Below are 21,454 nucleotides of genomic sequence, written 5' to 3'. Positions count from 1 at the left end.
TCAGTTCCTCCCATCGACATGGTCGTTGCCGGTCAAACCGCGCGATGCGAGCAGCACAACCAGAAACAATGCCGTAGTGGCAAAGCCGATGACGATTGCCGTCAGCACAAGCGCTTGAGGCACCGGATCGGTCAAGGTGGAGGGCAGGACGTCATCGCCCAGAATCGGCGGCACATTGCTTTTGACGCCGCCGACGCCAAAGATGAACAGGTTGACGGCATAGGACAGAAGAGAGAGGCCAACGATTACCTGGTAGGTGCGCGGCCGCAAGATCAGCCAGACACCGCAACTGGTCATCACACCGATGGCGATCGATAAAACGAGTTCCATTACGCCTCCTCCGTTCGATTGGTCTCGATCGTGCGCAACCGGTTGATGCGGATGGATTGATGCGCCAAGGCGACAAGGATCAACACGGTCGATCCGACCACAAGCATGAAGACCCCAAGATCAAACAGCAGTGCGGACGCTGCCGGCACCTTGCCGATCAGTGGAACATCGACATAGCGAAAATGCGAGGTCAGGAACGGATAGCCGAGAAGCCATGCACCTATGCCTGTCGTGACTGCCGTCAGCAGTCCTGCTCCCATCCAGCGCAAGGGCAGAATACGGATCCGGTCCTCTGCCCATCGCGTGCCCCCTGCCAGATACTGCAGGAGAAATGCAATCGATAGCGTCAAGCCCGCAGAGAATCCCCCACCCGGCAGATCATGACCGCGCATGAACAGATAGACGGAAAAGGTAATGATGACCGGGAACAGCCATTGCATGATCACCGATGGCACCAACAGATAGTCGCGCACCGTGTCTCCGGCCGATCGCTCAGGGCGTTCCTCATCAAACCGGTTCTGGATTTTTTGCTGTTCCGGCATTTCGAAGCTGTCTTCCGCCGGTCGGAAACGGCGCAACAAAGCGTAGACCGTCAGCGCGACGACGCCGAGTACCGCAATTTCCCCCATCGTGTCAAAGCCGCGGAAATCGACCAGGATGACATTGACGACATTGCGCCCTCCACCCTGCGAATAGGCGTTTTCCAGGAAATAGTTGGCGATCGCGTCGGGCACCGGCATCGTCATCACGGCATAGGCGACAAAAGTCATGCCGACACCGCAGGCGACCGCCAGCATCAGATCGCGGAAACGTCTGAAACGGCCACGCAGGGTGATTTGATCATCAGTGTTCACGTTCCGCTTCGGCAGCCACCGCAGTCCTAGGAGAATGAGGACTGTGGTGACGATCTCGACTAGCAACTGCGTGATGGCAAGATCTGGGGCCGACAGCCACACAAATGTAATGCAGACAATCAGCCCGACACCGCCGAGCATAATCAGGGCCGCCAGACGGTGGTACTTCGCAAGCATTGCGGTTCCGATCGCCAGGCAGATGCCGAGGGACCAGATTGCGGCAAAGGCCGGATCGATACCGGTAAAGGCAATCTCCCGCATCTCGAAGCCCGCCAGATAGAGCGGCAACAGCGCCGACAGGAATCCGACAGCAACCAGCCAACGCAATTGTGGCTGCAGATTGCGCGTACCCAGCCGCCGTTCGGCCAGACGGGCCCAACGCCATGAGACATCGACCAGCACGCGCTCGAAAATACGCTGTCCTTTCAGATTGCGCAGGATCGGCGGGCCATCATCGCAAGAAGCGAGATATTTGCGCAACACGACGTAGAGGATAACCCCACCGACAATAGCAATGATGCTCATCAGCAGGGGCAGGTTGAAACCGTGCCAAACCGATAGACTGTATTCCGGCATCTCGCTTCCCAGCACGCTGGTCGCGGCAACGTGGAGATATGGCCCGATCGATATCGCCGGTATGATGCCAACAACCAGGCACGCAATCACAAGGATTTCGATTGGCAACCGCATGGAATGTGGCGGTTCATGTGGCTTGGGCTTCGGCAGGTCGGTCGGCGCCGGCCCAAAAAACACCGTGTGGATCAGGCGCAGCGCATAGACGACGCTAAACGCACCGGCCAAGGTGGCCACATAGGGGAGCGCCCGATCAAGGATCGAATCCGCGTGGGTCTCGACCGCTTCGGCAAAGAACATTTCCTTTGACAGAAAGCCATTGAGCAGGGGAACGCCTGCCATGGCGGCACTTGCGACCATGGCGAGCGTTGCGGTGATCGGCAGGAAGCGAAACAGCCCGGTTAATCGCCTGAGGTCACGCGTGCCTGTCTCATGATCGATAATGCCGGCCGCCATGAACAGCGACGCCTTAAAGGTCGCGTGGTTGAGCATGTGAAAGATCGCGGCGACCGTAGCAAGTGGGCTGCCGAGGCTCAGTAAGGTCGTTATCAGACCGAGATGGCTGATGGTCGAATAGGCCAGAAGTCCCTTCAGGTCCTGCTGAAACATGGCGAAATAAGCGCCAAGCAAGAGAGTCAGGATGCCGGCCAACCCGACAAGCCAGAACCATTCATAGGTCCCCGACAACACCGGCCAGAGGCGCACGAGCAGGAAAACGCCGGCCTTGACCATGGTTGCGGAGTGCAGGAGTGCCGAGACAGGCGTCGGCGCCGACATCGCATTGGGCAGCCAGAAGTGGAATGGAAACTGCGCGCTCTTGGTGAAAGCCCCCAAAAGAATAAAGACCAGCGTCGGCAGATAAAGGGGATGGTTGCGGATCAGATCACCGGAGGCCAGGATCTTGTCGAGATCGTAGCTGCCAACGATATTGCCAAGAAGAAGCAGGCCGATCAGCAGGCTGAATCCACCAATACCGGTTACGGTGAGCGCCATTCGAGCGCCATCACGGGCCGCAGCATTGTGATGCCAGAAACTGATCAGCATGAACGAGAAAATGCTGGTCAATTCCCAGAACACGGACAGCAGAATGACATTGCCCGACAGGACGATGCCGAGCATCGCCCCCATGAAGGCCATCAGAAACGAAAAAAAACGTGCGACGGAATCATCTTTGCCCATGTAGTAGCGGGCATAGAGCACCACGAGAAATCCGATAACCGTGATCAGCATGGTAAAAATCCATGCAAAGCCGTCCATCCGCAAGCTGAAGTTCAAACCTAACTGCGGGATCCAGTCGACAGAAAAACGTACAGCCTGCCCGTCAGACACAGACGGATAAAAACCTGCGGTCAGAAGAATCGCCAAAAGCGTGACGGCACCACCAACGGCGACAGGCAAGTCCCGTGATCTGTTGTTTAGAAGAGCCACACAAATCACGCTGCCGAGGAACGGCAGGGCGAGCAGAACCGCAATAAAATATGGCGCCAGCGTTATCCCAAGACCTTAAGACCTTCCCGATGAACCACCGCACGAGATCGGAGAAACGAGCTCGTGGCATTGCCGCACGCATCTGGATATTTGCGCCGAACCACTATATTATGGTGTATAGTGACCAATATGGGTAACTTATCGCATTGGGTCAACCCGAAATGACGAAAACATTGACACCAGCATTGTGTCGAGCGGCGCGCGGCTTTCTCGATTGGACACAGTCTGATCTTGCCGAGCGATCGGGCGTGTCCCGCAGCACCGTAAGAGATTTTGAAGGCAACCGCCATGACGTACACCGATCCACCGAAGCGCAACTCTGTCTTGCATTTGAAAAGAGCGGTATCCGTTTTATTCCCTGCGAGGGCGACCATGTCGGCCTGTCCGGCCTGGATCGCCAAGGCGAGGACCCCGGCGTCACGAAGGGCGAATGATCGTCTCTCACCTGTAGGTTAACGGTCGCCACAGCTTCACACAATCGAATCGTGCAAACATGCAGATGAAGCGTGTTATTGACACGGCGCTTATCGCGCCTCCGGCATCGAAGGATTAAGAGTATGGCCCAGACACCACGCAGACCTGTCAATCCGAAAGACGCAGCCGAAGCGCTGTTCAGGCCGGTCAAAAAAGCAGCGCCGCCTGCAATCGAACGGACTGCCCTTCCCAATACAAAGGAACTGGTGTCGATCAAGATCGACAGCGATGTTATCGCCCATTTTCAGGCCGATGGCCCGGGCTGGCAGGATCGCATCAACGCAACGCTTCGCGCCGCCGTCGATCGGGCCTCTTGATGGCACTGCGCGCCATCGGAGGCTACATTTCTCTGGCGCGGCGGTTGCTGTCACCAATAAATCACGGGTGGTGTAACTCCGCCGCTCCCAAGGGAGCATCAACCATTCAACAGTGCGTTCATTGTTGCAGCGCGAAATAACGCGCCGCTTGCGCGAGCGCCTCTTGCATTTTCACATCGCTTACCCCAATCTTTCTGGTGTTCTCAGGGCGGGGTGCAATTCCCCACCGGCGGTATCGGGAGAAATCCCGGAGCCCGCAAGCGCTTCCGGGCATGCTCGGAAGGTCAGCAGATCCGGTGCGATGCCGGGGCCGACGGTATAGTCCGGATGGAAGAGAGCAAGGCCAAGGCTGTCGTCCGCAAGGACGGCTCGGCGGTGTTTGTTCGCCCAAGGGAAGTTTCGCCGGTGCGTGAAAACGCGTTCGGCACAACACAGGCCGGAAATCCGGCTCAACCCTTGAAAGACTGATTGATGACTATCTCGAAAATTGAAGACGCAGTTGCAGCCATCGCCCGCGGGGAAATGGTTGTCGTGGTCGACGACCAGAATCGCGAGAACGAAGGAGACATCGTCTTTGCATCGGAAGATGCGACGGCCGAGAAAATCGCCTTCATGATGAACAACGCGCGCGGGCTGATCTGTGTGGCAATGCAAGGCGAACGGCTTGATGCACTCGACATTCCATTGATGGTGCCCAACAACACCGAGTCGCTGAAGACCGCCTTTACCGTTTCGGTGGACTACCTCCCGAATACGACAACAGGCATATCCGCAGGCGACCGCGCCGCGACCATCCGGGCTCTGATCGACCCATTGGCCAAGCCTGAGGAATTTGCGCGACCGGGCCATATCTTTCCACTGCGCGCCAATCCTGACGGCGTCCTTGCCCGACCAGGCCACACAGAAGCAGCGATCGATCTTTGCCGTCTGGCGGGCAAGGTTGCCTCCGGTGTAATTTGCGAGGTAGCCAAAGATGATGGAACCATGGCGCGCCTGCCGGACCTCGAACTGTTCGCCGAGCAACACAATCTTCATCTTGTGACGATCGAAGACCTGATCAGCTATCTGCAGGCATCCATCCCGGCGGCAACAGATCTGATCGAAGTGGCTGCATAAAGGGCTAGCAACAAGGGTTTGGCTATTTGTCCCTGGCACCGCGCGCGCTCGTCGAGTGCGGTGCCAGGGACAGGCCGTCTGTCTGCGCCAGACCTGCTTTTGCTCGCATGATATGCCAGCCTACCTCAGACCGTGTTGCAGTTTTGCACGCCCTCGACTCCGATGAGAAATTCTGAGTGTAGTTCCGTCAAGCAGAATGGCGCCCCTCCGGCCCCCACATAAAATGCGCCATCGGAGTGGCAACAATTGCAGGCTTATCAGAAAGCGCCTTGCCGGGCATAAATATCAAGGCAGGGCGATCACAGGCGGGTATCTGAAACGTGGATTGTCATTTTACTAGCGAATCGATCTTCCGCATCTGTTGTCCACTACCAGATCCATTGCGATCTCATTCGGCCTAACCACGCCCAGTAGAGCCATGTTGCGGCTGAGCTCGTCCTTCAAGATTTCCGCGGCTCTCGAAACACCCGCCGCTCCACCAATGGCAGCTGCATAAAGAAATGGACGACCGACGAAAACGAACTCCGCACCAAGCGCCATTGCTTTCATAACATCGGTTCCCCGTCTTATACCACCGTCAAGCATGACCACCGCCTTTCCCGCGACACGATCGGCGACGGCCGGCAACGCGCACAAGGGAGAGATCGTCCCATCGAGCTGGCGACCACCATGATTGGAAACGATGATGCCGTCTGCTCCGCAACGTACTGCAATTTCCGCATCGTCCTCATGCATGACACCCTTGATCACCAGCCTACCTTTCCAACGTTGTCTGATACGCATGAAATGGCTCCAGTCGAGGTGATCCCGCTTTCCGAAATCCCGCGTCACGGTCGAGGACATGATGGGCGCGCCACGGGTGGCGTAGGAATTCTCGAAATGGGGTATGCCGTGTTTCAAAAGCGTTCTGGCGAACGTATTGATACTCCATGCGGGATGAGACAGACCTTGCCACAAGAGGGCCGGACTGGGCCGCAGCGGCGTCGAAAAACCTGCCCTGACATTGTTCTCGCGATTGGCAAGTGTCGCAGTATCAACCGTTAGCAACAGCGTTTTGAACCCTGCCGCAGCCACGCGGTCCACGAGAGCGTCGATACGTTCGTTTTCACCGGGCAGATAGGCTTGAAACCAGCTCCGCGGCGCAATGTCGGCGAGCTCCTCGAGGCGGATCAGAGAGGAGCCGGACATGATCATCGGAATTCGGGCCTCGTCGGCTGCCTTCGCCAGCACCAGATCGCCGCGGTAAGCCATCAGGGCGCTTATTCCCATCGGCGCGATCCCGAAGGGCGCGGCATAGGTTTCGCCAAAGAGCGCCGTCTCGGTGCTGCGTTGTGACACATTGGTCAAAACCCGCGGCTTGAAACCATAGCCTTGGAAGGCCTCCCGGTTGCCCCGTAGAGAGGCATTGGTCTCGGTGGCGCCCGCGATATAGCCAAACAGCGGCTTTGGCAGGTAGCGTCGCGCCCGCGCTTCGAAATCATCGAGAGATAGGATGCCACGAAGTCTGCGGCTCGGTCTCCCGCCATTGCCTTTGCCCGCAGTCACCATCAATCCCTCCCCGAGCTCGAGGGGACGCCGTTGCCGGCGCCCCAAGGTGTTAATCTTCGCTGGCTTCGAAAGCCTCTTTGCGTCCCTTGCGGATCGACGGCAGGATCAGGGTTATCAGCATCAGGGCGGTAATGGCCAGCAGGACTGCGCTGATCGGATGGGTGACGAATACCGACCAGTCCCCCTGCGACAGAAGCATGGCCCGGCGCAGGTTGGTTTCCAGCAATGGCCCAAGAACGAAGCCGAGCAGAAGCGGCCCCGGCTCACACTTCGCCTTGCGCAAAATGTAACCAAGTATGCCGAAAATGATGACCAGCGCGACATCGAAGCCACGATTGCTGACGCTGTAGACGCCGACACAGCAGAACAACAGGATTGCCGGATACATCAGCCGGTAGGGAATGCTCAGCAACTTCACCCACAAGCCGATCAACGGCAGGTTGATGATCAGGAGCATGGCATTGCCGAGCCACATGGATGCGACCAGTCCCCAGAACAGTTCAGGCTGGTTCTGGATAACCGACGGTCCAGGCGTGATGCCGTGGATGGTCATTGCGCCCAGCATCATCGCCATGATCGAATTCGAAGGAATGCCAAGTGTCAGGAGCGGGATGAAGGATGACTGGGCGCCTGCATTGTTGGCAGCTTCAGGCCCGGCGACGCCGGCAATCGCGCCATGTCCGAACTTCTCAGGCGTCTTGGAGATTTTCTTTTCCACCGAGTAGGCGCTGAACGCACTCAACGTCGCCCCACCACCGGGAAGGACACCGAGAATTGTCCCAACACCGGTTCCGCGGAGGATGGGAGCCCAACTCTGCTTGAACTCGTCGCGCGTCGGCCAAAGCCGCCCAATCTTACTCTGCAGCACGCCGCGCTTCTCGGTCGTTTCAAGGTTTGTGGCAATCTCCGCCACGCCAAAGAGGCCAACAGCGATCACGACGAACTCGATACCATCGTAAAGATCTGTCGACCCAAATGTGAGGCGGGCGGAACCGCTGTTGACGTCGATCCCCACCATGCCGAGAACGAGGCCGAGGCAGACCATGCCGATTGCCTTGATCACGGATCCATGCGCGAGAATGGTCGCCGCCAGCAGACCAAAGATACACAGCGACACATATTCCGCCGGTCCAAAGGACAAGGCGAAGGACGAAAGGGTTGGACCGGCAATTGCCAAGGCAATCGTTGCAACCGTGCCCGCGAAGAATGAGCCTAGCGCGGCGATTGCGAGTGCAGCACCCGCGCGCCCTTGCCGCGCCATTTGATACCCGTCAATCGCAGTGACAACTGCAGAAGCCTCACCTGGCAAATTGACGAGAATAGCCGTTGTCGACCCGCCATATTGGGCACCGTAGAAGATGCCCGCCAACATGATCAGCGCACCGAGCGGTGGCAAGAAGAAAGTCACGGGAAGTAGTATTGCGACCGTTGCCGTCGGTCCGATACCCGGCAGCACACCGATCAAAGTTCCCAGCAGTGCGCCGATGAAACAGAAGAGAAGATTTGTCGGCGTCAACGCTTCGGAAAAGCCGAGCACAAGTACATCAAGAAAAGCCATGATTTTGTCCGATCAAAACGGAAAGTGGTCAGAACGGCAAGATGGGCATCTGAACGCCGAGGCCATAGACGAAGAGAAGCGCGCCGAAGGATGCAAGCACCGCGGTCAAAATCAAAACTTCGCGCCATCTCGATTCGGAATCGGCAAGACTGCCGATGACCAGCAGCCAAACCGACGCGACGATGAAGCCAAAGCTCTCGGCGGCAAATGCAAAGCCCGAAATTGCAAGCACAAGGATTGCGAGCGGACGGACGTTGACCGTCTCGAAATCTTGGCGGGGTTTTGACAAGCCCTTGACCAGCACGAAACTACCAATCGCCATCATGATGACGCAGAGGGAGTTGGGAAGAAATCCCGCTCCCATCATCGCAGGCGAACCGAAGGTCAAGTCACGCCCGGCCCAAAGGCCGAGCGCTCCCAATGCGATCAACAGGCCACCCGCCAAAATGTCTGGCAAGTCCCGCTGTTTTTCGCCGCCGGATATCATTGCTGCACCCAAGGCGTTTCGTTCCAAATCTTCTGGAAGCGGTCCAGGCGCGCCGGCATCGCCTTTTCCCAGTCCGGGCCGCTCAGATAGGCCAGCGGGAGTGCGAGCTTCTTCGCTTGTTCCTGGAATTCAGGATTATCGAGTGTCGCTTTGATCGCCGCTGACATCTTGTCGGAAATCTGGACCGGCACCTCGAGCGGCGCAGCAATTCCACGTTCGGATGTCATTTCGACATTGAAGCCGGATTCGATTGCGGTCGGCACATCGGGAAGCTGGGGCGAACGCTCGGCGCCGAAGCTCACAATCATCCGCAGACCCGATGTATCGTTGCCGGCGAATTCGCTGATGTTCAGACCACCGCCGGTGACCTGGGATCCGAGAATGGCGGTGCGGGTTTCGCCCGCACCGTTGAACGGGATATGGGTGATCTTGGTGCCTGTCTCGGAGCCCAGAATGATCATTGCGAGGTGATCGTCAGTGCCGACGCCGGAGGAACCGAAGGAGACGGCACCCGGATTGGCTTTGGCCGCTGCGACGAAGTCGGCGATTGTCTTGATTTCCGAAGCCTGCGGCACAACGATCGCCGCCGGATCATCGACGATACGGGCGATCGGCTTGATCGTCTTCGGATCATAGCCCAGCTTGCGCTGAACCTGCATCGACAGGAAGCCCGGCGTGTTGATGTAGGAGAAGGTATAGCCGTCCGGCTTGGATTTTGCCAATGCCGTGTAGGCGATCTCGCCGGACGCGCCAGGACGGTTTTCGATTACGATGTCCGCGCCCAGTTCCTTTTCGAGAAAGGGCTCCATCGCACGGGCCATTACATCCGTGCTGCCACCGGGTGCAAAGGCAACAATCATCTGGATCGGACGGTCATTTGGCCATTCCGCGTGCGCAGAGCCAAATGCCGCAAGGATCGTGCCGGCCGACAGTGCGGCAATTTTCAGAGTTCGCATGCGTAGGTTCCTCCCTGGAACAATGTGCGGGCCCGGACCCCGCCAAAGACTAAACCGGGTCTCCTCCCATGGCCGCACTCAACTTCCGCGCGGCCACCTGAAGTATCTGAAGATTTTTTGAGATCGCTTCGTCGGTGAAGCGCGGCGTCGGCCCGGTTAAGGCCATTGAGCCGAACAGCTTGTGTCCATCACGAAAGACCGGCACCGCAATGCTTGCGACCTGCGGGTCCCGTTCGCCATGTGTCGCATAGAAACCGCGCTCGCGTATCTGGTCGTAAATCTCACCGGATGCGCCCGAAAACGCCAGGATGACCCGGCCCGGGGCGCCACGATCAAGCGGCAAGGTGTCGCCGATACGGGCGGTGTGCCGGATGGATTGGGTTGAGTCGTGTCTGTGCAGGCAGACACGCGCGTCGCCTTCCCTGACGTAGATGGCGGCACTTTCGCCGCTGGCATCGCTGATCTCGGCCAGCAACGGCTCGACGACAGCGGATGTCTTGAAGGTCGACTGGTAGAGAGCCCCCAACCGGACAAGCTTCGGGCCAAGGCGCCAGCTGCCGTCATCGTTGCGAATGAGCATCGAGGATTTGGCCAGCGATCGCGCGATGCGGAGCGCCGTCGACTTGTCGAGCTCCGTCCGACGCGCAAGCTCTCCGAGCGTCAGCGAATAATCGAGCTCACTGAATGCTTCGAGCAGTGACACGGCTCTTTCGACCGCCACAACACCTGATGAATTTCCTGGCACTTAGCATCCTCCGGTAAAAAGAACTGTTGTACTAGGTACAACGTCTTTTCATTTAGTACAATACCCGATAATAGACATTCGTCAACACTGGCGGAGGCACTCCCCAGAGAACGATTGAAGCGGGAGGTTTTGATGAGTGGTATCAGCGAGTTGCCGAAGGCGACTCAGCACAGCGTGTCTAAGGGCGCGTCGGCTTCGGTGCTGGTTACAGGTGCGGAACTTGCCGCAGAAGCCGGAGAATTGTTCGAGCGATTCTCGATCAAGGCAGTTTATGCCGACGGCTACAGCGGTTCGGAAAAACTCGCTCAACTGGCTGCCGATCACCAGGTCGACGCCATCCTTGTGCGCCAGGGCCAGATCACCGACACCGTAATTTCTGCCTCTCCCCGGCTACGCGTGATCGCCAAACACGGCAGCGGCGTCGACAATATCGATCTGCTGTCGGCGACAACCCACCGCATACCTGTCTTGCGGGCACTGGCCGCCAATGCGCAGTCGGTTGCCGAACTCGCCCTGACGCTGTCGCTGACGGCGATGAAGGACATCAACCTCCTCAACACGGCAGTGAAGGGCGGCAATTGGCCGAAAACCAAGTATGTCGGTCGCGATATTGCAGGTGCCCGTTTCGGCATTGTCGGCTTCGGGGAAATCGGGCGGCGCGCGGCCAAGTTGGCGCAGGGTATAGGCATGGAAACGCTTGCCTACGACCCCTTTGCCATGGATAGCGACGGTACGCGGGTAACCCGAGAACTAAACGAGGTCTTGTCCTCCAGCGACATCATCAGCCTGCATTGCCCGCTGACCCCTGAAACCCACCACCTTGTCAACGCAGAGCGGCTCGCCCTGATGAAACCTGGTGCATTCGTGGTGAACACATCGCGAGGCGCAGTGATCGACGAGACTGCCCTTTTCGACGCTCTCACCCAAAACATCATCGCAGGTGCTGCCCTCGACAGTTTCGAAGAAGAACCGCCGCGGGCAGACCACCCGCTGTGGGGCCTGCCGAACCTTATCGCCACCCCGCATGTCGGCGGCGCCAGCAGATCAGCCTTAAGAAACATGGCGGTTCAAAGCGCCCAGCACATTGTCGATGTGCTGACGGGCCAGGCATTCGATCGCCGCGCGCTGGCCAACACGGACCTAACCTGACGAGATCTAACACAATTCAACGGAGGAAACGCAATGCTTGGCTTCAAGGTCTGCAAACGCAAGGAAACGGTCGCAAATGATTGGATCACAAAGTTCTTAGAGCTGCCAGTTGCCAATCTGAGTGACGTGATGGCACGCATGATGGCAGGCGGCGCATCGCTACGTCCATACTACACAGGTGGGCGCATGGTGGGGCCTGCGATTACCGTCAAAGCCCGTCCGGGCGACAATCTTATGGTTCACAAGGCCCTCGATATCGCAGAACCGGGCGACATCGTGGTTGTCGATGCGGGCGGCGATCTGAGCAATGCGATTATCGGCGAACTAATGGTTGCTCATGCGGAACAGCGCGGACTTGGCGGCATCGTGATTTTTGGCGCGATCCGCGACAGTGCAGAAATTTTGGCCGGATCGTTTCCCGTCTTTGCGGCCGGCGTGACGCATCGCGGCCCCTATAAGGATGGGCCGGGCGAGGTAAACGTGCCGATCGCCATCAACGGCATGGTCATCAATCCCGGCGATCTGATCTGCGGCGACCCCGACGGCCTCCTATCCGTACCGATCGAATTCATCGCAGAGGTCTACGACGCTGCATCAAAGAAGCACGCCGCAGAGACGAAGCAGATGGAAAACATCAAACTCGGAAAGAACGACCGCGCCTGGGTCGACGCCGCGCTTGCTCGCCTAGGCTGCACCATCGAGCTCTGATCGACGGCGACGAACGATGCGGTGCGCGGATCAAAAAGCCGCGCCTTGCATTTTGGATCATAGATGACACTCCGTCGGTTATCACACACCACGTGGCTGCTATGACAGGCCTTGCGTGCAAATCGAACCGACGTCGTTTGCAAGGTGCTTCCGTGAGGAAACCGATTGAGCCGCGAAGCCAGATCGTTGCGCTGAAGATGGACGCATGCATGGAACCAATTTGCTCAAGCTGTGATCCTGGCCTAATCCTTGCTCTTGCTGAGACTTCGCGGAATCTTGATGCGCGCTATAAGTCCGGTGGGTTGGCGGGCCAGCAGTTGCAAGCGTCCATGATGCGCCTCAACGATTTCTGAAACGATTGAGAGGCCGAGACCGAAACCCGCATTGGCACCTCGGCGTGCTGCGTCGATCTTGTAAAATGGCTCGAGCACTCGCGCGCGATGTTGCTCTGAAATACCCGGTCCGTCATCAGCGACATCGACCACCGCCTCGCCCATTGCCTCGGTGAGTGTGACATCGACCTTGGTTCCAAATTTCACCGCGTTTTCACAAAGATTCGTCACGGCGCGCGTCAGGGCGCGCGGCTTGAACTCTGCGATCAAATGCGACGGGCCGTAATAGGTCACGTCATGGCCCATATCGGCAAACTCGTCAGACACTGTCTGCAGCACGGAGGCCAGATCGGCGCGTTGCGACGCCTCGCGCTGATGATTGTCGCGCAGATAGCCAAGGCTCTCCTTAAGGAGATGATCGATCCGCTTGATATCGACCAGCAACGCCTCGCGAACCTCTTCTTCGCCGACACGTTCGGCACGCAGCCGCAACCGCGTCAATGGAGTACGCAAGTCATGGCTGATGCCGCGCAGCATGCGGGTGCGCGCCTCGACCATAGTCGAGATTCGGCGTTGCATGGCATTGAGTGCACGCGCAAGGGCAACGATCTCAACGCTACCCCGCTCCTCGAATGGCGCTGATCCGAGCGAGATGTCCGCCTCCATTGCCGCCGCCGCGATCCGCCGCAAGGGGCTGGTAATCGCCCACACAGCGAACATCGAAAACAGGATGATCAGCGTCACCAGCGCGACGAGATAGTTGGAACCAAAACTCACAGCATCGCTGCGTAAAAAACTGCCAGGCATCTGTTCCATCACAAGAATTAAATCGTCATCGACCTTGGCGGCCATGACGCGCTGGGTCCCGACGAAAGTGCGCCAGCCACCGAACGGCGTCGTGTTGTTGTCCGGCGGAAAAAGCCAGTCGATCGCCGACTGAATGAACGGCTCGTCCGGTGAAGACGTCGTGAACTGCGCCGCGTAGGACAGCGGCTTCAGCGACAGGTGCCAGTCGCCGCGATTTGCAGTCGCGACAATCGTGTCTCTTTCCGATGGGGTGGCGGCAGCAAGGACAGAGGCAACGGCCGAGAGCCGGTCCGAAAGGCCTTCCAGATCAGGAATGTTGTAGTCCGCCTTGACCCAGCGCTCCAACATAGAGCCGGTAATGATCACGATCACCAGACAAACGAGAATGATGGCCGTGATCTGCCCGTGAATAGTTGAATTCGGCAGCCGGAAGCGAAGTCCCAAAATCCCTCCCAGGGCGATCTTGCCCGACACACGAAACGAACCGGCACGTGCTGGCACCGGAGCGCCGAGAATAGATTGTTGCGCTGAATTTCCATATTAAGTTTTGTTTCTTTGCGACAGCGAACAGAAGCAAGAAACCCGGAATGTCTGCGGTCTTCAATTGTCCTTCATACGCCATACGCCCGACTGCAACAAAGTTTAACACAAAGACACGCCCGGCGAGGTCTATCCGTGACAGGAGACAGGTGTTGCACACACGGTCCGAGGGCGAATGCCGGCGGCCCCGTGTCAAATCACTGGAGCACCCATGTCATTTATCCAACGGACCAACCGGCGACATCATTCGAGCGCCCTCCTCTCAGGCGCCTTCGGCGTCACTCTCGCCCTGACAGGGACAGGCTCGGTCGCCTATTCCGCCGACGCCATCCTTGCAGAACAATCGCCGGAACCCCCCTTCGATCAGGCGCGCCTCAACCCCAAAACCGATCGCAACTGGAGCCTGATCGTCGGCGCCGGCGGTAGCTACGAGCCGGAATATGAAGGAAGCGAAAACTTCACCGTCAGCCCGATACCCGTCATCGTCTTCACCTATGGCGAATGGCTGGAAATTGATCCCACCGGCGTGACGATTACCGCGATTGAACATAACGGTTTTGCACTGGCCGGCAGGGTCGGCTACGAAAGCGGTCGTGATGAAGACGACGGCGACCGGCTCAAGGGGCTCGGCGAGATCGACTTCGCTGCAACTGTGGGCGCAAAGGCCTCTTACACCTGGAACAGCCTTGAACTCTATGCCACGATTGACCAGACCATCGATGGCAGCGAAAGCCTGATCGGTACGATCGGCGCCGAATACCAGGCGCCGGTCACTGAAAGGCTGATCCTGGGCGTAGGCGTCGAGGCGTTGATTGCCAACGACAAGCACATGGAATCCTATTTCGGCGTCAACGCTGTGCAGTCTGGAAACTCCGGCCTTCCGGAATACCAGACTGAAGCCGGCTTCAAACGTGTCGAAGTGTCGGCGTCTGCCACCTACATGCTCACCGAGAATTGGCTGGTGCGCGGCGAGGCGAGCCTCGGCGTATTGACAGGCGATGCCGCCGACAGCCCGATTGTAGACGAAAAGCTGCAGCCATCGACGTCCGTGTTCGTCGGCTACAAGTTCTGATCCAGAACCAAGACGCGCGCGAAGAAAGCCGGCCGCGACGCGCCGGCTTTTTTCGGCTCTCGACTTGGATATTGCCCCAAGGCGTCTCATCGCCGGCCGAAGGCATTCTGTTGGCATCAAGGAAAGCGGCAGAGCGTGACAGGCTTGCACGCCCAACGGCCAGTCCGGCTGGACAATCAGGCGGTCTGTTTGATCCAGCCGAGCGGTAGCTTTCCGCCAAACTCTAAGCTTGATCGACGCTGGCAGTGAACATGTAGCCGCCGAGCCTGACAGTCTGCAGCAGGACGGGATTCCTCGGATCCGCCTCGATCTTCTGTCGCAACCGACTGATATGCACGTCGACACTACGCTCAATGGGGCCTGCGAGACCGGTATGGGTGAGCGACAGGAGCTCTTCCCGGGTGATCACGCGGCCAGGATTGCGGCAGAAGGCCAGCAGCAGGTCGAATTCAGTCGTGGTCACTGCGACACGGGCGTTGCTCGGGTCGTGCACTTGTCGGCGTAGCGGATCGATCTGCCAGCCTTCAAAGCGCAGTGTCCGCGGGACAGCATTGTTGACTAGGCCGTATGAAGCGCGCCGCAGCAGGCTGCGGATGCGCGCGACAACTTCTCTGGGGCTGAATGGCTTTGTCACGTAATCGTCAGCACCGACTTCGAGCCCGACGATGCGATCGACCTCTTCGCCGAGTGCTGTCAGAAGGATGATCGGAGTCGTCTTTACGGAACGGATGCGCCGGCAGGTGCTCAACCCGTCTTCGCCCGGCAGCATGACATCCAGGATGATGAGATCGAATTCGTTACTACGCAGCAGCGCATTCATCACGTGCCCGTCTTCTGCAACGGTCGCGACCATTCCGTTTTCCTGCACGGCAAGCGCAAGCAGCTTGCCGATCTCCGGGTCATCCTCGACGATCAGAATTTTAGCATTCGTGGTGTTGCCCTGCACTGCCGTATCCCCTGCAAGTCCGAAAGCATGCACACTACCCCGCGCGCAAACCAAAAATGTTGCGCTTTATTACATTTTGTGACGACGATTGACAGGCAGCGATGTCAGGCCGGCAAGACCCATATGACCGGCAGGAGACCCGCGAGCTGGGCCACTTTGACGAGTTCGATTACAATCCAGGCACCAAGAAAGACGATTCCATCCCTCAGGCTGCCGATAGCGCCGGCCGACCTTAGCGGTACGTCGGCGCATTCCCGCCACAGCGAAAAATCGGGCCAAAGACGGGGTACCATCCGCTTGTAATCGTCAAAATCTCGACCAAAGCGGCCGGCCAGATAAGCCTCCTCACCACGCACGGCCATATCGAAGGCAAAATAGGCTGCCGTGAGGAACAAACCCGTCAACAGCAGGCTTCCGGTCTGCGCGCCGATACCGGCAATGCCGATCAGGCTAAAGACATAAAGTGGGTTCCTAGAAATCGAATAGGGACCCATAGTCACCAACTCGGAGTTCTTGCGTCCACCAATATAGAACAGCGTCCATGCCCGGCCGGCAATCGCGACAAAGATAGCCAGCAGTCCGGCCCCCGCGAACATGACATTCGACACTGGAGAGGCCGGCGGTGCGGCAGTAAAAGCGATCAGGCAGAATCCTAGACCGCCGAGGGCCCGCAGGGCGTTGATACGATAATGCTGGAAGAACGGATGCCGGGCGTAATTCATGTTCGTTCAGAACCTCGTTGGGATGAAACCTTTTCGTTTTGTCCCATGTACGCTCCGGCTTTCGCTTAACGATATGTTACGCGCTGTTAAATGCTACGCAGAAAGATGACGAGACCGGCATGTAAAATGCCAATCCCGTCATCGAGTGTCCGACCATCAAGCGTCGCGACATCAAGGGCAACTGCATCTGACACACAATCGTCAGCGGTTTCCGTCGCTTGCTTCGGCCGACGGGAGGTATGGCCTGAAGACCAGGGCAAGGTGATCGCTGAAACCCGATAGGATGAGATGCAGCGACGGGATGACGATCAGTGACAGCAGCGTGGACACAAGCAGCCCACCGATGACCGCGATCGCCATCGGGGCCCGAAACTCTCCGCCATCACCGACACCGAAGGCAGACGGCAGCATGCCACCAGCCATTGCAAGCGTCGTCATCACGATGGGGCGGATGCGCTCCAGGCACGCCTCGACCATCGCCTCGACCCGGGAAAGACCATGCGCCTCGCGCTCGATTGCAAAATCGACCAACATGATGGCGTTCTTGGTCACGATGCCCATGAGCATCAGAATTCCGATCACCACAGGCAGTGATATCGCATGGCCGCTCAAAAGCAGCGCTGCAGTCACGCCACCAATTGAAAGCGGCAGAGATGCAAGAATGGTGAAGGGCGACAAGACGCTCTTGAACAGCAGTATCAGCACGATCAGCACCAGCAGGATGCCGGCACCCATGGCGACCGCGAAACTCTCAAAAACCTCACCTTCCGTATCGGAATCGCCAGTCGCCTGAACGCGCACGCCATCGGGCACGTTCTTCACGCTCGGCAACTGCAACAGGCGTTCAAGCCCCTGGCCAGACGTCAGCCCCCCGGCCATATCCGCGCCGATCTCGATGCGCCGTTGGCGGTCGAAACGGTCTATTGCGGCGACTGTTTCCTCCAAACTGATTTCAGCCACCGCAGACAAAGGCACCTGACCGCCGTCGGCACGGGGCAGGCTGAGTGTTTCAAAAATCGGCAGCCGACTGCGCGCTGCGGGGTCAAGCAACACCCGGATCGGTAACTGCCTGGAACCATCCGTAAAATTTGCCATCCGTGAATCAACGTCGCCGACCGTCGATATGCGCATCGTGCTGGCAATCGCAGCCGCAGTGACCCCCATTGTCGCCGCCTTATCGGTGTCCACGGTCATTCTCAGTTCTGGACGCATGGCAACATTGTCGCTGGCCGGGCCGACAAAATGCCCGTCTTGCTCCATATCACGCAGTATCGCATCAGAGACCCTCTGCACTGCGGCGCCATCGCTACCCAACACGGCAAACGAGACGTCACGGCCGCCGCGATTATTGAGGAAGCGAAGCCGCACATCGGGCATTGTGACCAATGCTTCCTCAATTTCCGCCTCGATGACGAAAGACGTGCGGGATCGCTGCGACTTGTGCTTCAAATCGATCGACACGACCGCATAACGCACGTCTTGCTGGCCGCCCATGCTCGCTCCAGCACGTATGAGCACGCCCTCCACCTCTTCCATTTGACTGACCTTGGCCGCAATCCCATCCGTCACGGCACGGGTTTCAGCAAGTGTCGCGCCCGGTGGCAATTCGACAGTCAGCATCAGGCGCCCGGTATCTTCCGCCGGAAGGAAGGTCGTCGGCAATGATATCAACGACATAACAGCGAGGCCGAACAAGCCGAAGGCGGATACGACGGTTATGCACTTCGACCTCAAACTCAACCGCAAGAGCCTTTCATATGCCGAAATCGCCTGTCCCCTGTGCTCCACAGTTGTCGGTGCGCGGGTCATGATATACGCCGCCATGATCGGCGTGATCAGGCGCGCCACCGCCAAGGAAAAGAACACCGCGATTGCAACCGTCAGGCCGAACTCGCGAAAATAGAGGCCGACTTCGCCACTCATCATGCCGACCGGCGCAAACACCGCAATAATGGTCGCGGAGATTGCGATCACCGCAAGTCCGATCTCATCTGACGCATCGAGTGCCGCTCGATAGGCGGATTTTCCCATGTTGCGGTGGCGCACAACATTCTCGATCTCGACGATGGCATCATCCACGAGAATGCCGGTGACAAGCGTGATGGCCAGAAGACTGAGGATGTTGAGTGAGAACCCCAGCAGATCGAGTGCGAAGAAGGTTGGAATAATCGACAGCGGCAAAGCAGCAGCCGCGACCAGGGTCGCTCGCCAATCTCGTAGAAACAGGAAAACGACAACAATCGAGAGGACAGCACCCTCGATCAGCGTGTCCATGGCGGAGTGATAGTTGCCGGCAGTGTAGGACACATTGTCATCGACGGCCGTAAAGCGCAGGTCGGGACGAGACCCGCGCAGTTTTTCGACGGAAGCGGCCACCTTCTCCGCGACAGCCACGTCGCTTGCGCCTTGAGAACGGTAGATGGCAAAGCCGACGATGTCCGCACCATTCAACGTCGCAAAGCTGCGGGCTTCGGCAACTGTATCGCGCACATTGGCCACATCTGCGAGGCGTACGGAATTTTCGCCTGAAAGCGAGATGCGGTGGTTCGCCAGTTCGGCCACTGTCTTTGCCGCCGCCAGGGTCGTCAACAATTGCTCCCTGCCCTCCAACTCGCTGCGCCCGCCGGAACGGTCGAGTTGGGTCTGCATGATCGTCTCGTTGACAGTGCTGACCGAAAGTGAAAGCGCCTGCAGTCGATCGGCATCCAGCTCGACATGGATTTCCCGGTCGGCCCCGCCGATCCGCTCCACCCGCCCAACGCCGGCAAGCCCCTGCAGTTCACGCGTTACGGTATCATCGACGAACCACGACAGGTCGGCCTGCGTCATATCATGGCTGGAGACCGCATAAGTGACAACGGATTGCGCCTCTTCCTCGATGCGTTCGATCACCGGCTCGTCAATTGTGCCTGGCAGATCTCCCCTGATGCGGGCGACCGCATCGCGCACGTCTTCCATTGCCCGGTCCGGTGAAACGAGGCCGAGTTCAAATTCCACGGTCGTGACCGAGCGGCCCTCACCTATTGTCGATGACAGTTCCTTGATGGCCGGCAGCGAGGCGATGGCATTTTCAACCAGGCGCGTGACCTCTGTTTCCAGTTCGACCGGCGTTGCACCAGACTGTTCCACAGTCACCTTGACTTCCGGGGTGACGATCGTCGGGAAATAGGTGATGGGCAGCCGGGCAAAGCTGTAGAGCCCGACAATGGTGAGAACGACGAACAAAAGAATGGAGGGAAGCGGATTGCGGATCGCCCAGGCCGAAATATTGCCGTTCATCGCTGGACTGCTCCCGTTGGCTGCGGTGCGCGCAGAGAGGCTGCCAGCTCGTTTTCCGCGGGCCTATCCATTCTAACGATGACCGGTTGCACCTTTTCCTCAGCTTTGAGGAACCCTGCCGATTTCAGCACGACCATTTCACCATCAATCACGCCGTTGACAATCTCCACCGACCCGTCCTGGCGCGCGCCGACGGAGACCTGGCGAATGCCCACGACACTACCTTTCACCACGAAGACGCTGTTGAAACCGCCGATGGTTTTGACGGCGCTTCCGGGTAGCAGGATGTTATGACGCGTCGATGCGTTGATGCTGCCGCGCGCAAAAACACCAGGCTTCAGGCCTTCGACCGCGTCCAGTTCGATCCGCACTTCGCCACTGCGTGTCGCTGGGTCGAGTTCGGCCGCATTGAGCCTCAGCCTACCTCCGACAGATGCCGCATCGCCCGCTAAGACGATACTGGCGCGCATCCCTTCGTGAAGCCGTACAAAGCTCGTTTCCGTCACCTGCGCCACAAACTCGATGAGCCCATCCTTGGCGATCACGAAAAGCGGCGCGGCCGAACTGGACGTCACAGCGCCAATCCGGGCCGCTCGCCTCAGAACCAGACCCGCCTGGGGCGCGCGCACCATGCTGCGCGCAATCGTCAGCTCGATCTCCTCGCGTTCACGTGCAATGATCTGCCCATCGGCTTCGGCAAGGGCCAGCGATTGACGGGCCAACCCCAATTCCGCGAGCGCGCGGGAATGGGCGTTCTGATGCTCGTCCAGCAATTGCCGCGAAACGGCGCCCTTTGGTTGCAAGGCACGGCTGCGCTCCAACGTCTTGCGGGTTTCCGCCTCGGTCACACTGGCAACGTCGAGTTTACTTGCCTCTACGGCCACCGCTGCCTTGGCTCGCAGGATACTGACCGAATTCTTGTCGAGCAGCATCCGCGCTTCGGTCGTATCGAGCCCGGCCAGTGCCTGGCCCTTCTCGACATATTGTCCCGTCTCCACCAGGATTGTTTCAATCATCTGACCCTGAATGAAGGGACGAACTTCGATCTCTTCTCTCGCAGCCAGCGAGCCGACAACCGGGATCTGTTCTGTGACCGCGCTCTGTCGGGCAACGACCACCGTGACCGGCATCTGCTCCTGCGCCAGTGCAGCGGGCACACAGGCAAACCACATCAACACGGCGCCCATCAACGGGCGCCCTTTCAACAATTTTGAACGGGATATCCCACTCATGGCAATGACCTTCCGTTTGATCTGCAGGCAGTTGCACCTGCGGATGATCCGGAATGGACCCTAACGATCACCGTCTCCGGCGGGATGTCATTGCGTTAAGAAACGTTGCACTTGGCCAATTGGCAGTTCTATCAGGCCATATCCGCGCGAGACGGCACTCGAATATTTCCGGACCTGCAAACATTCGCAGCCTAGTCGTCGCGATTCCCCGATCGACGGGT

At 58.4% G+C, this 21,454-nt stretch carries 19 protein-coding genes and 1 riboswitch; of the genes, 7 read left to right on the top strand and 12 right to left on the bottom strand.

Annotated features, from left to right (window positions below):
• Both LQ231_RS22555 and LQ231_RS22550 read right to left on the bottom strand, forming a co-directional pair.
• The gene (locus tag LQ231_RS22555) at window positions 1-330 is read right to left on the bottom strand and encodes a Na+/H+ antiporter subunit C (protein WP_230174106.1); all 330 of its coding nucleotides are present in this window, start codon (window positions 328-330) and stop codon (window positions 1-3) included.
• Entirely contained in the window at window positions 330-3,251 is a 2,922-nt protein-coding gene (locus LQ231_RS22550; RefSeq protein WP_230175023.1) for a monovalent cation/H+ antiporter subunit A, read from the bottom strand. The genes LQ231_RS22555 and LQ231_RS22550 overlap by 1 nt, the downstream gene beginning before the upstream one ends.
• A 155-nt stretch (window positions 3,252-3,406) precedes the next feature.
• Between LQ231_RS22550 and LQ231_RS22545 the strand changes: the two genes are divergently transcribed.
• The 4 genes from LQ231_RS22545 (at window position 3,407) to ribB (ending at window position 5,152) form a co-directional block, all read left to right on the top strand.
• Window positions 3,407-3,679: a helix-turn-helix transcriptional regulator gene (locus tag LQ231_RS22545; protein WP_230174105.1), complete on the top strand. Its 273-nt coding sequence runs from the start codon at window positions 3,407-3,409 to the stop codon at window positions 3,677-3,679.
• Between the two features lie 123 nt (window positions 3,680-3,802).
• Window positions 3,803-4,036 carry a BrnA antitoxin family protein gene (locus LQ231_RS22540; RefSeq protein WP_230174103.1) on the top strand — a complete coding sequence of 78 codons (234 nt, stop codon included), beginning with the start codon at window positions 3,803-3,805 and terminating at the stop codon, window positions 4,034-4,036.
• 195 nt (window positions 4,037-4,231) lie between these two features.
• Window positions 4,232-4,379, top strand: a riboswitch (FMN riboswitch).
• Complete coding sequence (locus LQ231_RS22535; protein WP_230174101.1) at window positions 4,364-4,504, top strand: hypothetical protein; 141 nt, start codon at window positions 4,364-4,366, stop codon at window positions 4,502-4,504. Its footprint overlaps the riboswitch before it by 16 nt.
• 3 nt (window positions 4,505-4,507) lie before the next feature.
• Window positions 4,508-5,152, top strand: coding sequence for a 3,4-dihydroxy-2-butanone-4-phosphate synthase (gene ribB / locus LQ231_RS22530; protein WP_230174100.1), 645 nt, complete (start codon window positions 4,508-4,510; stop codon window positions 5,150-5,152).
• 336 nt (window positions 5,153-5,488) lie between these two features.
• On the opposite strand, the gene LQ231_RS22525 is transcribed toward ribB, so the two are convergent.
• From LQ231_RS22525 to LQ231_RS22505, 5 genes are read right to left on the bottom strand one after another with little or no spacing between them, the layout of a single operon-like run.
• Window positions 5,489-6,697: an alpha-hydroxy acid oxidase gene (locus LQ231_RS22525; RefSeq protein WP_230175021.1), complete on the bottom strand. Its 1,209-nt coding sequence runs from the start codon at window positions 6,695-6,697 to the stop codon at window positions 5,489-5,491.
• A 52-nt stretch (window positions 6,698-6,749) separates the two neighbouring features.
• Complete coding sequence (locus LQ231_RS22520) at window positions 6,750-8,258, bottom strand: tripartite tricarboxylate transporter permease (protein ID WP_230174099.1); 1,509 nt, start codon at window positions 8,256-8,258, stop codon at window positions 6,750-6,752.
• A 28-nt stretch (window positions 8,259-8,286) separates the two neighbouring features.
• On the bottom strand, window positions 8,287-8,715 hold the full coding sequence (locus LQ231_RS22515; RefSeq protein WP_230174098.1) for a tripartite tricarboxylate transporter TctB family protein: 429 nt from the start codon (window positions 8,713-8,715) through the stop codon (window positions 8,287-8,289).
• A gap of 26 nt (window positions 8,716-8,741) precedes the next feature.
• Window positions 8,742-9,701, bottom strand: a complete 960-nt coding sequence (locus tag LQ231_RS22510; RefSeq protein ID WP_230174097.1) for a tripartite tricarboxylate transporter substrate binding protein — start codon at window positions 9,699-9,701, stop codon at window positions 8,742-8,744.
• A gap of 49 nt (window positions 9,702-9,750) precedes the next feature.
• Window positions 9,751-10,446 (bottom strand): IclR family transcriptional regulator, encoded by a 696-nt coding sequence (locus tag LQ231_RS22505; protein WP_230174096.1) that lies wholly within the window; start codon window positions 10,444-10,446, stop codon window positions 9,751-9,753.
• A gap of 132 nt (window positions 10,447-10,578) precedes the next feature.
• Between LQ231_RS22505 and LQ231_RS22500 the strand changes: the two genes are divergently transcribed.
• Both LQ231_RS22500 and LQ231_RS22495 read left to right on the top strand, forming a co-directional pair.
• Entirely contained in the window at window positions 10,579-11,595 is a 1,017-nt protein-coding gene (locus LQ231_RS22500; RefSeq protein WP_230174094.1) for a hydroxyacid dehydrogenase, read from the top strand.
• A gap of 33 nt (window positions 11,596-11,628) precedes the next feature.
• Complete coding sequence (locus LQ231_RS22495) at window positions 11,629-12,303, top strand: RraA family protein (RefSeq protein WP_230174093.1); 675 nt, start codon at window positions 11,629-11,631, stop codon at window positions 12,301-12,303.
• Window positions 12,304-12,545: 242 nt separating this feature from the next.
• Here LQ231_RS22495 and LQ231_RS22490 read toward each other — a convergent pair whose 3' ends face one another.
• Window positions 12,546-13,886 (bottom strand): ATP-binding protein, encoded by a 1,341-nt coding sequence (locus LQ231_RS22490; protein WP_230174092.1) that lies wholly within the window; start codon window positions 13,884-13,886, stop codon window positions 12,546-12,548.
• 307 nt (window positions 13,887-14,193) lie between these two features.
• Here LQ231_RS22490 and LQ231_RS22485 point away from each other — a divergent pair, with 307 nt between their 5' ends.
• Window positions 14,194-15,054 (top strand): MipA/OmpV family protein, encoded by an 861-nt coding sequence (locus LQ231_RS22485; protein WP_230174091.1) that lies wholly within the window; start codon window positions 14,194-14,196, stop codon window positions 15,052-15,054.
• 223 nt (window positions 15,055-15,277) lie between these two features.
• On the opposite strand, the gene LQ231_RS22480 is transcribed toward LQ231_RS22485, so the two are convergent.
• From LQ231_RS22480 to LQ231_RS22465, 4 genes are all read right to left on the bottom strand, one after another.
• Complete coding sequence (locus tag LQ231_RS22480; RefSeq protein ID WP_230174090.1) at window positions 15,278-16,000, bottom strand: response regulator transcription factor; 723 nt, start codon at window positions 15,998-16,000, stop codon at window positions 15,278-15,280.
• Between the two features lie 104 nt (window positions 16,001-16,104).
• Window positions 16,105-16,722 (bottom strand): isoprenylcysteine carboxylmethyltransferase family protein, encoded by a 618-nt coding sequence (locus tag LQ231_RS22475; protein ID WP_230174089.1) that lies wholly within the window; start codon window positions 16,720-16,722, stop codon window positions 16,105-16,107.
• A gap of 201 nt (window positions 16,723-16,923) precedes the next feature.
• A complete protein-coding gene (locus LQ231_RS22470) occupies window positions 16,924-20,001 on the bottom strand; it encodes an efflux RND transporter permease subunit (protein ID WP_230174088.1) in 3,078 nt (1,025 codons plus the stop codon).
• A complete protein-coding gene (locus LQ231_RS22465; protein WP_230174086.1) occupies window positions 19,998-21,233 on the bottom strand; it encodes an efflux RND transporter periplasmic adaptor subunit in 1,236 nt (411 codons plus the stop codon). The genes LQ231_RS22470 and LQ231_RS22465 overlap by 4 nt, the downstream gene beginning before the upstream one ends.
• Window positions 21,234-21,454: the final 221 nt, after the last annotated feature.

The sequence above is a fragment of the Rhizobium sp. CECT 9324 genome, assembly GCF_918741265.1.
In the GTDB taxonomy this organism is placed as follows: domain Bacteria; phylum Pseudomonadota; class Alphaproteobacteria; order Rhizobiales; family Rhizobiaceae; genus Allorhizobium.
This window is presented reverse-complemented; position numbering and strand designations above follow the sequence as displayed.